Raw genomic sequence first — 12,615 nt, 5'->3', positions numbered from 1 at the left:
CCATGACCAAGCTGAAACTCGGACCCATCGCCGATGACAAGCCCGTCAGGATCTCGGTGGAGCTGCCGGCGGCGCTTCACCGCGACCTGACCGACTACGGCCGTCTTCTCGCCGAGGGCGGCACGCCAGTCCAGCCCGCCAAGCTGATCGTGCCTATGCTCGAGCGTTTCGTGGCCACCGATCGTGGCTTTGCAAAAGCACGCCGCCCAAAATCATAGGGTCGGACTGGAGCGAGGTATCGCGTTTCCCCTCCGCAGCGTTCGGAAAACACCGTGGTCTCGGTCCTCCGCACATACAGTAGGATCGGTGCGGAGTTTTCCATGACCAATAGAAGCGCGCCAGCTAGGACCTTGAAAGCTACGATTTTCCCTGGGGTGCGCAAGCAATGATCGCGGTGCTGCAGGACATCCCTTTCATAGTCCTTCTCACGTGGCTCGCCCCCGTCGGGGTAGTCGTCATTTTCGCTGCCATTGGATCGCGCCAATCAAGTGTGCCCCGCAACTGGCCGAGCGCGCCGGGCATTATCGTGTCATCCGAAGTCGAGGCACGCACCATCAAAGTGTTAGACAGAAATCGTGAAAGCGGAGTTCGCTTTGAGGAGAGAAACTTCGCCAATATCGTTTACGAATACGATGTCGGTGGGGAGGTTTATAGCAACAACCGTGTGGCCATAGGCGTGGATCGCGGCAACTTTGGAGTCGCGAAGACCGTCGCGCGCTATCCAGCCGGCAGGCGCGTAACCGTTTATTACAACCCGAACCAACGCACCGACTCTGTACTCGAACGTGACCCTCCTGGTTTGTGGCGTATCGTCGGCTGGACAGCCTTGGCGTTCGTAGCCCTCATATTCGGCGCAATCATCGGCTTCGACCAGCTTGCACGGTTTGCCTCGCGCCATATCGCCAATGCACCGCTGTCAATCGGCATCGCGACCTTCGCAACGATAATGATGCTGACAGCTCTTGGCATGCAACGCCGTGCCGCTGAAGCTGGCCGCTGGCCGGTCGTCAAGGGGACCATATTAACTGCCGGCCTCGAAAGATTTCGGGATGCACGTGACGGCGTGCACCGCGGAGCGAAGGTGTTCAAGGCCGACATAAGCTATCGCTATGCTTATGAAGGCAACGACTACATCGGTTCCGTGGCCTCTTCCGGCGCCGAGGTCATGACGACGTCGGCGCACCTCGCCGGGCATTCGATCAGACGGTATCGCAGCGGCCAGATCGTTGATGTTCATGTCAATCCTGACAATCCATCCGAATCCGTTCTGGAGCCGCGCGCACGCGGCGTAGCCGTGGTCTGGACCGCAGCGACGGTGCTGTTCGTGCTGGCAGTTTTCTTCGCAATACGAGGCTGAACCGATGGTATGGGCTACGCTGAAGGCCCGTAGACCATCTGAGGTATCGCAGTTCTCACCGATAGCGTTCGCCAAATGCCGAGGTCTCACCCGGCCCGAAGAGGGTTATCGTTTCCACGGAAGCTTGTGCCAGTCCCGACCAGGGGCAAGCGCTTGCCTGAATGGGAGACTTGAGCGCCATTGCACTGCAACGCCAGCCCCTTTCTCTCCAAAAATGCATCACGTTGAAAACGCGGCTCGATGAGCCGAAGGGGGCGCATGAAGCGACTGCATCTTGTTTCGAGCGGCATTTCTGTCGCCGCCATCACCGCCATCAGGGCAAGTTCTCGCTGACGAATGGCGGGAACCGGGTCAAGTCCCCTGCGTCCCGCAAAGAGCAATCCCATGTCGGAATTCACAAGCGCGCCGGTGCGGCACATGGCAGCGCCAAAACGTCTCCTGTCCAGTCTGATTGGAGTCGGACTGCTCGGCCTCGCCCGTGCCGTGACAGCCGTTCGCGGTCAATGGGAAGGCACCGAGCCGATCGACCGGCAGCGCATCTATTTCGCCAATCACGCGAGCCACGGCGATTTCGTCCTGATCTGGGCAGTGCTGCCGCCTCGGCTGCGTCAAAAGACCCGGCCGGTGGCCGGCGCCGACTACTGGCTGAAGTCTTCGCTTCGCCGCTTCATCGGCCGCGACGTCTTCAACGCGGTGCTAATCGAGCGCGACCGGGCCGCCCGGAAGGCCGATCCGGTCGGGCAGATGGCGCAGGCTGTCGATAGCGGCGCCTCGCTGATCGTCTTCCCGGAAGGCACGCGCAACGTCACCGACACCGCGCTGCTACCGTTCAAGAGCGGTCTCTATCACCTAGCGCGGACGCGGCCGGATGTCGAACTCGTCCCGACCTGGATCGACAATCTGAACCGGGTGATGCCCAAGGGCGAGCTCTTGCCGGTCCCGCTGACCTGCACCATCACCTTCGGCGCGCCGCTGCGCCTTGAGGAGGATGAAGCCAAGCAACCCTTTCTCGACCGCGCCCGGACCGCGTTGCTGGCGCTCGCCCCCAAGGAGGCCGCGCCATGACGATGCCGCATCCCGATCTGCTCCGGGTTCTGGCCGGTCTCTTCGGCGTTCTCTCGCTCGCCTCCGTCATCGGCTTCACGTTGGCGCGGCGGGTCGTCGGCGCACCGAACGCCGCCATCGACAATCTCAACGATCGCATCCAGGCGTGGTGGGTGATGGTCATCCTGATGGGGCTCGCTCTCATCGGCGGCCGGGTCGGCGTCACGCTCCTCTTCGCCCTGTGCTCGTTCGCAGCGCTGCGCGAGTTCATGACGCTGACCGACACGCGCCGCGCCGACCACACGGCGCTGGCGGTGGCCTTCTTCATCGTCCTGCCGGTCCAGTATTACCTGATCTGGATCGACTGGTACGGGCTCTTTGCGATCTTCATCCCGGTCTATGCCTTCCTGCTGATGCCGATCGTCGCCGCGCTGCGCGGTGACACGGATCGGTTCCTGGTGCGGGTTGCCGAGGTGCAATGGGCGCTGATGATCTGCGTCTTCTGCATCTCGCATGTGCCGGCGCTGCTCAGCCTCGACATTCCGGGCTATTCCGGCCGCAACGTCCTTCTGATCGCCTTTCTCGTCGTCGTCGTGCAGCTCAGCGACGTGCTGCAATATGTCTGGGGCAAACTGTTCGGCCGCACCAAGATCGCGCCCAAGCTGTCTCCGTCGAAGACGGTCGAGGGTTTCGTCGGCGGGGCGTTGAGCGCGACGGCGGTCGGGGCCGCGCTGTCCTGGATGACGCCGTTCACGCCGCTTCAGGCGGCCGCGCTGTCCTTCGTCATCGTGCTCATGGGTTTTTTCGGCGGTCTCGTCATGTCGGCGATCAAACGCGATCGCGGCGTGAAGGACTGGGGGTATCTGATCGCCGGCCATGGCGGCTTTCTCGACCGGCTCGATTCCGTCGTATTCGCCGCCCCGATCTTCTTCCATCTGACGCGCTATTGGTGGTCGGCGACATGAGCGGGATCTTTGTCAGGATCGCGCATCACGGCGTCACGCATTTTTCCGTCGCCTGCGCTGCGATGGGAGGCTGGGCGGCCTTCTCGAACCGTTTTCATCCCATGCCCGCGCCGCTGACGGCGGCCCTGATCCAGGGCGTTGTTTCCGGCTGCATCACCCTCGCGCTCAAGGGCACGATCGAGCGAACCTCCAGTCGGTTCAGCGGTTGGAGTGCGCTCGTCGCGCCACCCGTCATCGCGTGCATCTTGTCGGCCATCATCGCTGTGACGATGCACCGGATCGGCGGAACGCCGGAGCTCGGCCAAACAATCGTGCTCCCGCTCACCGTCTCGACAACATATGCGGCGCTCTACAGCCTGGCCCTCTGGAACGCCGGAAAGGATTATCCATGACGAGATCGCCTCTTTCAGACCAAGACCTGCCCTCCGCGCTTGCCGGAAAGGATCGGCGGCCGCTGGCCAGCCGCGACAAGGTTTGGGCGCGGGAAGCGGCGCGTATCCTCTCGGCGGCCAAGATCTCGCCAAACCAGATTTCGATGGCAAGCATGGTGATGGCCGCCTGTGCAGGTTTCGCATTCCTGATCGCCAACGCTGGTGATTTCGGATCGAGAGGCTTCCTGCTGCTCATGGCCGCCGCGTTCTGTCAGCTTCGCCTGATATGCAATCTTCTCGACGGCATGGTTGCCATCGAGGGCGGAAAGCAATCGCCGGACGGTCCGTTCTGGAACGAGTTTCCCGACCGCATCGCCGACCTGCTCATCTTCGCCGGCCTGGGCCACGGCATCGGCTTGCCGACGCTCGGCTGGGCCGTAGGCGGTTTATCCGTTCTGACCGCATATACGCGCGAACTCGGCAGCAATTGTGGATTGCCGGCAGACTTTTCCGGGCCGATGGCGAAGCAGCACCGGATGGCCGTCATAACCGTGGCCGCCCTACTATCGCTCTTCGATCCGCTTTGGGACGGCTGGAACGTCATCCTCGCTCTCGCACTTTGGGCGATCGCATTCGGTGCGGCCGTGACGACGTTTCGTCGGGCTTTGCGCATCGTCAGGACACTCCGCGCGAGGGGGTGAACGGGCGAACCATCCCGCATAAGCGCCGAGACATCGCCGTTTCCCCCGTCAGTGTTCGCCAATTGCCGAGGTCTCCCATCGCTTCAAGTCCGATATGATCGGGGCGGAAAATTTTATGATCTGAATATGCCCGTCTGCGCCCAGGAAGCGCTCGGGGTAACGAACCCCGGGGGGCGTATGAGCCGGCAGTATATCTCTAGTCTACTCCGGCTGAAATTCCTTGGCCTCGCGGCTGCGACCCTGCTGACCCTTGGTTCGACGCAGGGGTCGATCGCGGACACTGCCGAGCCGCTCTTCAATCCGCCCGTCGGAAGTCGCTGGATCGTCGAGACCAAGCGCGACACGATCGAGACGAGGCCGGAAGGAAAAAGGGCCTCACAGATCGCCACGCGCGCCGAACTGATTTTCGAGGCAAAGACGGCGGATGGATTCCGCATCACCTATCGCCAGCTTGGCACCACGGCCGGAGGCGACGATCCGCGATTGCCGCTCATCCTGTCTGCCGCACAGGCGCTCGACAATGTGCCGGTTCGCGCAATTACCGACATGAGCGGCAAGCCGTTGCGTGTCGAGAATCTTGACGAAGCGAAAGCGGCCATCCGCGTCATGGCCAGCAAAATCACCGAGCCATATCAAAGCAAACCCCAGATTGTCGCTCTGCTCAATCAGATCATGGTTGGCTTCATCCAGGTCGACGCCGAAGCGGCCGCCAGGACCTACCTCGATGACCTGCCGCAGCTCGCCATTGCTCAGAATACCGGCATGAAGCAGGGCGAGGCCCGGTATTGGTCGGACACAGCGCTCAATCCCCTCGGCGGAGCTTTGAAAACCAGCTCCACCTTCACGCTTTCCGAAGTCGATACCGGTAGTGGACGGCGGGTTTTCGTCACCACCACCACTTACGACCCCGCCTCCGTAAAAGAGGTCATCCAGGCTCTCAGCGGGCGGGCTGCCGCAAGCGCCGGCAATGTGACGCCCGATCAGATCGAGAGCGTCGTCAGGCAGATGGCGATCTCGCTTGAGCGAAGCGCAGTGTACGAGGTTGAGGGCGGCATGACCCGTCGGATCACCGACAAATCCGTCACCGTCGCGCGGGCGATGGGCCGCAGCCTGGAAAAGACCGAAACCAGAACCATCACCGTCAGCCCAGCACCATAGGCTGCGTCAGAGCATATAACCTCACTCGAATGCGGGGAGCGACCCGATGCGTCTGCAACTCTTTCTTGGTGGCCTTTTCTTCGCGGGGGCGGCATTGCCGGCCTCCGCATCCGGCGGGTTGGAATGCACCGCCAATGACAAATCCGTCAATTTCAGCGTCTATGCATCGCTGACGAGCGGAATGGGCAACCCGGCTTACGATCTAGCCGGCAAGCTGGAAATCCGTGACAAGGCCGTCGCGCAAGATTTGCGGACCATGACCTTCGGCGGAGCCGACCGGCCGCAATACTGGCTGGACAGCAAGGACCTGCGCCTGATCCTCTATAAGGAGCGCGAAGGAAATGGGCCGTTTGGCTCGGTCACGCTGGAGCTTCGTGCCCGACGCGCGAGCGACGAGGGGAAATTCCGGGGCACGTACAAGCTCTCGACCGAAGATATGACCGACAGCAATGTCGAGGGCGGGAATGCAACGACCTTCAGCGGCAATATTTCCTGCTTCGTCGAGTGATGATGGACGAACACCACCGCACAACGCGGCCCGTTCCTGGAACCGGCTGCAGGTTTCGCGGCCATATCGCCATGCTTGCCGCTCTGCTCGCCGTGCCATGCCACGCATACGCCGGGAGCGTGCTGCTCGATACAAGAATAGAAGGTGTCGCGGGTGCGACCACCTATTCCGTATCAATCCCGGTGGTAGATCAATCAGGATCGAGCCTTGCAGCCGACCGTGTGAAGGCCGTCCTTGCCGCCGGATCGCTGGCGGAGCTGGCGACGATACGTGCGGAGCGGATTTCGATCCCGAGACTCACCATCACTGTGACAGAGCCGCAGGGATTGGCCGGAAGCAGTTTGGCTTTCACCGACATCGAATTGCGCGATGTCGGTAATGGGCAGGCGGCCACCATGGCCATTGGCTCGATCGTTCTCGGTATGCCGTGGGGAGAATCCCGGCTCGACAATATCGCTGCCCGCAACGTCAAAGGCGGCACGCAACTCCTGCGTCATGGCATGAAACCCGAGCAAAGGCCGGGGGTAATCTTCGAGGATATGTCGTTCGATGTACCGCACTCCGCCTATCCCGGCGGCCGGGTCGGAGGATAGCGTCCGTCAAGTTGGTGTAATTTCGGGTGTAGGACCGGGCCGTCATGATCAGGCGGCTCTGGGTGTAATCTGAAGTGTAGTTTCCTCTTCGATTGTTGGTGGGTTTAGCTCGGCCATTGCCTCGACCTGCATGTATCGGCTCAGGAGCTGCCATTCGTCGTTGGCTTCGAGCAGAACCGCGCCGATGAGGCGAACGATGCTGTCCTCGTTGGGGAAGATGCCGACGACATCGGCACGGCGCTTGACCTCCTTGTTGAGGCGTTCGAGTGGATTCGTTGAATGTAATTTCGTGCGGTGCTGGGCGGGGAAGGCCATGTAGGCCAGCACGTCGGCTTCGGCATTGTCCATGAAGGTACCGAGCTTGGGCCATCTGGCGCGGAGCTGGTCGGCGACATGCCGCCAGGTCTGCACGGCATTGTCATGGTCGGGCTGGATGAAAGCCTGACGGATCGCGGCGGCGACCATGGTGTGCTGGCCCTTGGGAACGTAGGCCAGCGCATTGCGTGTCGCATGAACACGGCAGCGCTGCCATGTCGCGCTGAGGATACGGGTAATGGCCGCTTTCAGCCCTTCATGGGCATCGGAGATGACCAGCTTGACGCCGGTGAGGCCTCGGCGGACCAGATCACGCAGGAAGCTCGTCCAGAACGGCTCGGCTTCGGAGGGGCCGATGTGCAGGCCGACAATCTCCCTCTTCCCGTCCGTGTTGACCGCCACCGCGATTATCGCCGCCACCGACACGATGCGACCGCCCTCACGCACCTTCAGATAGGTGGCGTCGAGCCAGAGGTATGGCCAGTCACCGGAAAGGGGGCGCTTGAGGAAGGCGTTCACCCGCTCGTCGATATCCTTGCACAGCTTGGAGACGGAGGATTTGGAGATGCCGGTCATGCCCATGGCCTGCACCAGCTCATCGACCTTGCGCGTCGAGACGCCGTTGATCCACGCCTCCTGGATCACGGCCACCAGCGCCTTCTCCACCATCTTCCTCGGCTCCAGAAAGCCGGGAAAGTAGGCTCCCTGTCGCATCTTCGGTATCTTCAGGTTCAGCGTGCCGAGCCGGGTGTCGAGCGAGCGGTCGCGGTAGCCGTTGCGCCATGTCTGGCGGCTGTCGCCACGTTCATAGCGCCCAGCGCCGATCAGGCCATCAACATCGGCTTCCATGATCAGTTGCAGCACGCTTTCGGCAATCGTGCGCAGAAAATCGCTATCGCCACTCTTCGCGGCAAGCTCGGAAAGAGCTAATCTGTCGTCGGTCATCGGGGTTCCTTTCGGCTGGTTGAAGCTTTGCAACTCCACCTTCTCCGACAGGCCCGGTGCCCACCTTGCGCTCAACGAATTCGGCAGCTCATTCTCCACCGCCGTTTCCACCTCAATGCGCCTCCGAAATTACACCACGTGCGCGGACGCTACCGGTCGGAGTCGGGATTCTCAGCCTCGAAGCCTCTCTGGCGGCATTCCACAATGGCATCCCGACGTCGTTCGATGTCGAAGGCATGGGGGTAAGATTCGATGTACCGGCCGCTCCTGACACCCCCATGCTCGCCGCCTTGCGCAGCGCAGGACTGGCTCGGATCGACGGGACGTTTCGCCTCGCAGCCGAATGGAGTGAGCGGCAGAACACGATCAGCCTCCTCGAAGCCTCCGTCACGACCAGAGATGTCGGCGGCGTGTTTCTGGCTGGTGAAGTCGCCAAGGCGGGCAAGGCGCTGTATTCGACGGACCCGGCAGAGGCTCAGGCCGCATTATCCGGCCTGACGATCCGGTTCGTCACCGCCTCGATCCGTGATTCCGGCCTTCGCGATCTTCTCGCCGCGTCCATAATAAAGCCCGACAACGACGATCCTGGCGAACGGCTGGCCGTGCTCGCGCGGATCGTCGCTCAGACCGCCTTCGGCACTCTCTATCCATCCGACGACGCGGGCGCGGTCGGCGCTGCCCTCAAGCGCTTCATCGCCGAAGGGCTCAAAAGCATCGACGTAACGGTCCAGGCCAAGACCCAACCCGGCATCGACCTGATCGACCTTCTCGATAGCGGCGGCAACCTGCCCGACGTGCTTCAAAGGCTGAGAATAGACGTCGAGGTCAATTAGGCGAACGCGCCAAAACAAACCGAATACTGACATGCCGGCATCTGGTGCAGTCCGGCAACCTAGATCGAAAGGAACTTTGATGCTCTCTTCCCATCATAATCGCGGCTTCGCCCGCATAGTGCTTGCCGCCGCATTCCTGTCTTCCTTCGCTCCCGCCTTCGCTGCCGAGCAGGCCACGAAGCTGTTCAGCTTTGTCAGCGAAAGGGAATCGATCGTCGCGGCACTCACCAAGGAAGACGCCGCGCTCGGCGATGATGCCAGTACGATCGGCCGGGCGCTTCAGGAGCGTGGTTCGCTGACCGTGTGGCGCTACGCGGTCCGCAAGGCGAAGGATGGCGAACTTGAGCAGGCACCATTGGCGAAGATCAGCGTACAGGCGCAGGGCAACTTGCGCGTCGAACCCTATGGTACGCCGCTTCGTGTTGTGCCTGCAGAATGATGTCGCATGCCAGTATCGTCTGTGAACCGACGGTCATGCCCCGTCTCATAGCCATCTTCTTCGTCTTGCTTCTGCCGGCCCATGCGTCCGCACAGAAGCAACACACTCAACCGCAGCAATATGTCGTCGAGTGCGCCGCTCAATTCGCGAGGACGGCGAGCCACGTAGACCTGGTGAAACGCTACGGCGCAAAGAACGTCTCCTACGCCACAGTGGACCGAGACGGAGAGACCGCAAGCGCCACGGTGCTGTTCGCGCAAGACCCGCAACGGCGGCTCGACATAGAATGGTACGACGAGAGCAGACGCAGGTTGCCGAGCAGGATCGTCGTCTTTGGCGAGCAGAACCAGTGGATCGGCCCGCTCGGTATTCGCAACGGCATGACGATCGAGGAAATTGAGAAGCGGGCGGGCAAGCCCTTCAGGATCAACGGCTTCGGTTTCGACGTCGCCGGCGCAGGGCATTTCGAGGAAACGGTGCTCGGCAAACTGTCCGGCGGCTGCGCGTTCGGCGGCTACTTCGAGATCAAGGACGGCCTGCCGCCGGATCATCTCAATCGCTTCATCGGGGAAGTGGAGATCGACTCGAACGACCCAGACCTGCGAGGGCTGAAGCCGATATTGTGGTCCTACTCCCTGACCTACCCGCCGCAGAGCACGGACTAACTTCACTGTCGCCTTCGCCGGGATCGGCCAGGGGTGCCGAGAACCCATCAGCGTGAATACGGCACGCTACAGACCGCCGTTTGCCCTCCAGAGTCCGCCAAATGACGGGGTCTCCTTGCAGGAGAACCCGGATAGGCAAACCATGGAGGATTTCATGAACGAACAAAAACCACCCGCCAGAAGGCGACGCACCCGCCGACAAAGATCGGAGCCGTTGCCTGACGATCTTTATGACTATGCCGCCGAGCCTAAGCCCAGCACCCGCCGATCGCGCCGCAAACCTTCACCGAAATGGCATGACAATTTGCGTGTTGTTGACGACTGGCCTGATCAGGTTCCGGTCACGGAAGATGAAGTCGATATCTTCGAGCGCTATTTCGGCGACTTGCTGGACCGCCTGTTCGGTGGCCCTCTCTATAGCAAGCCGGGAGGAAACAGCTTGAAAAACATATCAATAGATGATATGGACAAAGAGTGAACGATGGGCGGAATAGGCTATGGCTACATTGAAAGTCGGTATCGCCGACTATGAGGAAATGAAGGACCGGACTCGGCAGATCGCGGCGGGCGAGAAGAAGCCTGTGCCGGGCGATCCGACCGTCTGGTTCCCATCCACCGAATCCTTCGCGCGCATTCTGTCCACCGGGAACCGCGACCTGCTGCGCATCATCCACGAGCAAGCGCCCGAATCCGTGGAAGAGTTAGCGAAGATCTCCGGGCGGGCGCAATCGAATGTCTCGCGCACCCTCAAGACGATGGCCGGCTACGGCCTCATCCGCATGGAAAAGGCTCGGGGCCTCAAGCTCACCCCCAAGCTCGCATATGATCGTATCGAACTGGTGATGCCGCTGACCGCCGCCAAAGCGCCTCACACGGTCAAGGGAGGCCAGCAATGAACATTCAGTCCCCGCACGTCGCTCAGCGCGCCGCCCTCTATCTTCGCGTCTCAACGACGCGCCAGGCCGAGCATGATGTGTCGATCCCCGACCAGCGCAAGCAGGGCGAAGCCTATTGCGCCACGCGCGGCTATGAGCTTGTCGAGACGTTCGTTGAGGCCGGCGCATCCGCCACCAACGACAAGCGCCCCGAGTTCCAGCGCATGATCGAAGACGGCACCAGCAAGCCTGCGCCGTTCGATGTCGTCGTGGTTCACAGCTTCTCGCGTTTCTTCCGCGATCACTTCGAGCTGGAGTTCTACGTTCGCAAGCTCGCCAAGAACGGCGTCAAGCTCGTCTCCATCACGCAGGAGATGGGCGACGATCCCATGCACGTCATGATGCGGCAGATCATGGCCCTGTTCGACGAATATCAGTCGAAGGAAAACGCCAAGCACGTCCTGCGCGCCATGAACGAGAATGCACGGCAAGGCTTCTGGAATGGCGCGCGTCCGCCGATCGGCTATCGCATCATCGCGGCGGAGCAGCGCGGATCGAAGACCAAGAAGAAGCTGGAGATCGACCCGCTGCACGCCGAGACCGTGCGGCTGATCTACCGTCTGTTCCTTGAAGGGGACGGCAAGACCGGCCCCTTGGGCGTCAAGGCGATCACTTGCTATCTGAACGAACGCCGCCTGTTCACCCGAGACGGCGGGCGCTGGGGCCTTGCGCAAATCCACGCGATCCTCACCCGCACGACCTATATCGGCCAGCATCGCTTCAACACCCGCACGCATAAGAACCGGGAGAAGAAGCCGGAGAGCGAAGTCGCGATCATGGAGGTGCCACCGCTCATCGAGCGCGAAGTCTTCGACTTGGTGCAGGCCCGGTTGAAATCTCGTCATCCGAGCTTGGTGCCGGCCCGCGTCACCAGCGGGCCGACCCTGCTGACGGGCATCTGCTTTTGCTCGAAGTGCGGAGGCGCGATGACGCTGCGCACCGGCAGAGGAAGCACGGGCGCTGAATATCGCTACTATACCTGCTCGACCAAAGCTCGGCAGGGCAAGACCGGCTGCGTCGGCCGCACGATCCAGATGGGCAAGCTCGACGATCTGGTCGCCAACCATCTGGACGAGCGCCTGCTGGCGCCCTCGCGTCTGGAAACGATCCTTGCCAGTCTCCTCGACCGCCGCAGCGATCGCGCCGAGCGTCGTCGGGAACAACTCGCTGAAATCAACCGGCGCGTCACGGAAACGGAAGCACGGCTCAATCGCCTCTATGACGCGATCGAAGCCGGCCTTGCCGATTTGAACGACGAGAACCTGAAGGAGCGGATGACCAGCCTCAAGGCGATTCGCGATCAGGCGAAGGCCGAGGCCGAGCGGTTGCAGGCGACGTTGGATAGCTCCGGCAATCAGACGATCACCGTCGACATGCTCGATTCACTTTCCAGCGCCGCGCGCGCAGGGCTTCGGCTCGAAGGGGGCGGTTATCGGCGGGATCAGCTTCGAGCACTGGCGCAGCGCGTTGAGGTCGCTGACGATGAAATTCGCATCACGGGATCGAAATCAGAACTGCTGCGAACGCTGGTGGCTGCTTCTAGTGGGAAAACGGCGGCGTTCGGCGTTAGTGGTTCTGTACTGAAATGGCGCACCCGGCAGGATTCGAACCTGCGACCTTTGGAATCGGAATCCAACACTCTATCCAGCTGAGCTACGGGTGCATCCGTAGGCGATGAATCGCCTGTCCGATGAGAGGGTTCTTAGCCTAGCTGGGGGCGGGCTTCAATCGGGAAATTGCGGGATGGGGCAAACTCTTGGGTGGTTTGCGGTGGGCGCGAAAGACA

Annotated in this window: 15 protein-coding genes, 1 tRNA gene and 1 pseudogene; 15 read left to right on the top strand and 2 right to left on the bottom strand. The window is 61.5% G+C overall.

Translation table 11 applies throughout. From position 1 onward, the window contains the following. Positions 1 to 2: 2 nt before the first annotated feature. The 9 genes from K8M09_RS12200 to K8M09_RS12160 all read left to right on the top strand — a co-directional run bounded on the left by K8M09_RS12200 (position 3) and on the right by K8M09_RS12160 (position 6,697). The gene (locus K8M09_RS12200; RefSeq protein ID WP_160787726.1) at positions 3 to 218 is read left to right on the top strand and encodes a DUF2274 domain-containing protein; all 216 of its coding nucleotides are present in this window, start codon (positions 3 to 5) and stop codon (positions 216 to 218) included. A gap of 167 nt (positions 219 to 385) precedes the next feature. Beyond that, positions 386 to 1,357: a DUF3592 domain-containing protein gene (locus tag K8M09_RS12195; RefSeq protein ID WP_160787727.1), complete on the top strand. Its 972-nt coding sequence runs from the start codon at positions 386 to 388 to the stop codon at positions 1,355 to 1,357. 417 nt (positions 1,358 to 1,774) lie between these two features. Continuing rightward, entirely contained in the window at positions 1,775 to 2,422 is a 648-nt protein-coding gene (locus tag K8M09_RS12190; protein ID WP_160787739.1) for a lysophospholipid acyltransferase family protein, read from the top strand. Then, positions 2,419 to 3,366, top strand: coding sequence for a phosphatidate cytidylyltransferase (locus tag K8M09_RS12185; protein WP_160787728.1), 948 nt, complete (start codon positions 2,419 to 2,421; stop codon positions 3,364 to 3,366). The genes K8M09_RS12190 and K8M09_RS12185 overlap by 4 nt, the downstream gene beginning before the upstream one ends. After that, entirely contained in the window at positions 3,363 to 3,758 is a 396-nt protein-coding gene (locus K8M09_RS12180; protein WP_160787729.1) for a hypothetical protein, read from the top strand. The genes K8M09_RS12185 and K8M09_RS12180 overlap by 4 nt, the downstream gene beginning before the upstream one ends. Further along, positions 3,755 to 4,438, top strand: a complete 684-nt coding sequence (locus K8M09_RS12175) for a CDP-alcohol phosphatidyltransferase family protein (RefSeq protein ID WP_160787730.1) — start codon at positions 3,755 to 3,757, stop codon at positions 4,436 to 4,438. The genes K8M09_RS12180 and K8M09_RS12175 overlap by 4 nt, the downstream gene beginning before the upstream one ends. A 177-nt stretch (positions 4,439 to 4,615) precedes the next feature. Next, positions 4,616 to 5,596, top strand: a complete 981-nt coding sequence (locus K8M09_RS12170; RefSeq protein WP_160787731.1) for a hypothetical protein — start codon at positions 4,616 to 4,618, stop codon at positions 5,594 to 5,596. Positions 5,597 to 5,642: 46 nt separating this feature from the next. Continuing rightward, on the top strand, positions 5,643 to 6,104 hold the full coding sequence (locus K8M09_RS12165) for a hypothetical protein (protein WP_160787732.1): 462 nt from the start codon (positions 5,643 to 5,645) through the stop codon (positions 6,102 to 6,104). Continuing rightward, positions 6,104 to 6,697, top strand: a complete 594-nt coding sequence (locus K8M09_RS12160) for a hypothetical protein (protein ID WP_229341846.1) — start codon at positions 6,104 to 6,106, stop codon at positions 6,695 to 6,697. Before K8M09_RS12165 ends, K8M09_RS12160 begins: the two co-directional genes overlap by 1 nt. A 48-nt stretch (positions 6,698 to 6,745) precedes the next feature. On the opposite strand, the gene K8M09_RS12155 is transcribed toward K8M09_RS12160, so the two are convergent. Continuing rightward, positions 6,746 to 7,957, bottom strand: a complete 1,212-nt coding sequence (locus K8M09_RS12155; protein ID WP_160788268.1) for an IS256 family transposase — start codon at positions 7,955 to 7,957, stop codon at positions 6,746 to 6,748. A gap of 278 nt (positions 7,958 to 8,235) precedes the next feature. Between K8M09_RS12155 and K8M09_RS12150 the strand changes: the two genes are divergently transcribed. The 6 genes and pseudogenes from K8M09_RS12150 to K8M09_RS23720 form a co-directional block, all read left to right on the top strand. Beyond that, the gene (locus tag K8M09_RS12150; RefSeq protein ID WP_229341844.1) at positions 8,236 to 8,790 is read left to right on the top strand and encodes a hypothetical protein; all 555 of its coding nucleotides are present in this window, start codon (positions 8,236 to 8,238) and stop codon (positions 8,788 to 8,790) included. Positions 8,791 to 8,869: 79 nt separating this feature from the next. After that, complete coding sequence (locus K8M09_RS12145; protein WP_229341842.1) at positions 8,870 to 9,229, top strand: hypothetical protein; 360 nt, start codon at positions 8,870 to 8,872, stop codon at positions 9,227 to 9,229. Then, positions 9,226 to 9,894: a hypothetical protein gene (locus K8M09_RS12140; RefSeq protein ID WP_160787494.1), complete on the top strand. Its 669-nt coding sequence runs from the start codon at positions 9,226 to 9,228 to the stop codon at positions 9,892 to 9,894. The genes K8M09_RS12145 and K8M09_RS12140 overlap by 4 nt, the downstream gene beginning before the upstream one ends. A gap of 154 nt (positions 9,895 to 10,048) precedes the next feature. After that, entirely contained in the window at positions 10,049 to 10,372 is a 324-nt protein-coding gene (locus tag K8M09_RS12135; RefSeq protein ID WP_170299571.1) for a hypothetical protein, read from the top strand. Positions 10,373 to 10,391: 19 nt separating this feature from the next. Then, entirely contained in the window at positions 10,392 to 10,790 is a 399-nt protein-coding gene (locus K8M09_RS12130) for an HVO_A0114 family putative DNA-binding protein (RefSeq protein ID WP_160787495.1), read from the top strand. Continuing rightward, positions 10,787 to 11,839 (top strand): annotated as a pseudogene (locus K8M09_RS23720) (recombinase family protein); the annotation flags it as partial. The gene K8M09_RS12130 and the pseudogene K8M09_RS23720, both read left to right, overlap by 4 nt. A gap of 576 nt (positions 11,840 to 12,415) precedes the next feature. Here K8M09_RS23720 and K8M09_RS12120 read toward each other — a convergent pair. Further along, a tRNA-Arg gene (locus K8M09_RS12120) sits at positions 12,416 to 12,492 on the bottom strand. Between the last annotated feature and the right edge of the window lie 123 nt (positions 12,493 to 12,615).

Origin of the sequence: Shinella zoogloeoides (assembly GCF_020883495.1) — a bacterium.
In the GTDB taxonomy this organism is placed as follows: domain Bacteria; phylum Pseudomonadota; class Alphaproteobacteria; order Rhizobiales; family Rhizobiaceae; genus Shinella; species Shinella zoogloeoides.
Note: the sequence above shows the minus strand (reverse complement) of the source record. Positions and strands in the feature narration are given on the sequence as shown.

Excerpts from the sequence above, each read along its gene's own strand:
- K8M09_RS12200 (WP_160787726.1), top strand. The coding sequence starts at position 3 with ATGACCAAGCTGAAACTCGGACCCATCGCCGATGACAAGCCCGTCAGG.
- K8M09_RS12195 (WP_160787727.1), top strand. The coding sequence starts at position 386 with ATGATCGCGGTGCTGCAGGACATCCCTTTCATAGTCCTTCTCACGTGG.
- K8M09_RS12190 (WP_160787739.1), top strand. The coding sequence starts at position 1,775 with ATGGCAGCGCCAAAACGTCTCCTGTCCAGTCTGATTGGAGTCGGACTG.
- K8M09_RS12185 (WP_160787728.1), top strand. The coding sequence starts at position 2,419 with ATGACGATGCCGCATCCCGATCTGCTCCGGGTTCTGGCCGGTCTCTTC.
- K8M09_RS12180 (WP_160787729.1), top strand. The coding sequence starts at position 3,363 with ATGAGCGGGATCTTTGTCAGGATCGCGCATCACGGCGTCACGCATTTT.
- K8M09_RS12175 (WP_160787730.1), top strand. The coding sequence starts at position 3,755 with ATGACGAGATCGCCTCTTTCAGACCAAGACCTGCCCTCCGCGCTTGCC.
- K8M09_RS12170 (WP_160787731.1), top strand. The coding sequence starts at position 4,616 with ATGAGCCGGCAGTATATCTCTAGTCTACTCCGGCTGAAATTCCTTGGC.
- K8M09_RS12165 (WP_160787732.1), top strand. The coding sequence starts at position 5,643 with ATGCGTCTGCAACTCTTTCTTGGTGGCCTTTTCTTCGCGGGGGCGGCA.
- K8M09_RS12160 (WP_229341846.1), top strand. The coding sequence starts at position 6,104 with ATGATGGACGAACACCACCGCACAACGCGGCCCGTTCCTGGAACCGGC.
- K8M09_RS12155 (WP_160788268.1), bottom strand. The coding sequence starts at position 7,957 with ATGACCGACGACAGATTAGCTCTTTCCGAGCTTGCCGCGAAGAGTGGC.
- K8M09_RS12150 (WP_229341844.1), top strand. The coding sequence starts at position 8,236 with ATGCTCGCCGCCTTGCGCAGCGCAGGACTGGCTCGGATCGACGGGACG.
- K8M09_RS12145 (WP_229341842.1), top strand. The coding sequence starts at position 8,870 with ATGCTCTCTTCCCATCATAATCGCGGCTTCGCCCGCATAGTGCTTGCC.
- K8M09_RS12140 (WP_160787494.1), top strand. The coding sequence starts at position 9,226 with ATGATGTCGCATGCCAGTATCGTCTGTGAACCGACGGTCATGCCCCGT.
- K8M09_RS12135 (WP_170299571.1), top strand. The coding sequence starts at position 10,049 with ATGAACGAACAAAAACCACCCGCCAGAAGGCGACGCACCCGCCGACAA.
- K8M09_RS12130 (WP_160787495.1), top strand. The coding sequence starts at position 10,392 with ATGGCTACATTGAAAGTCGGTATCGCCGACTATGAGGAAATGAAGGAC.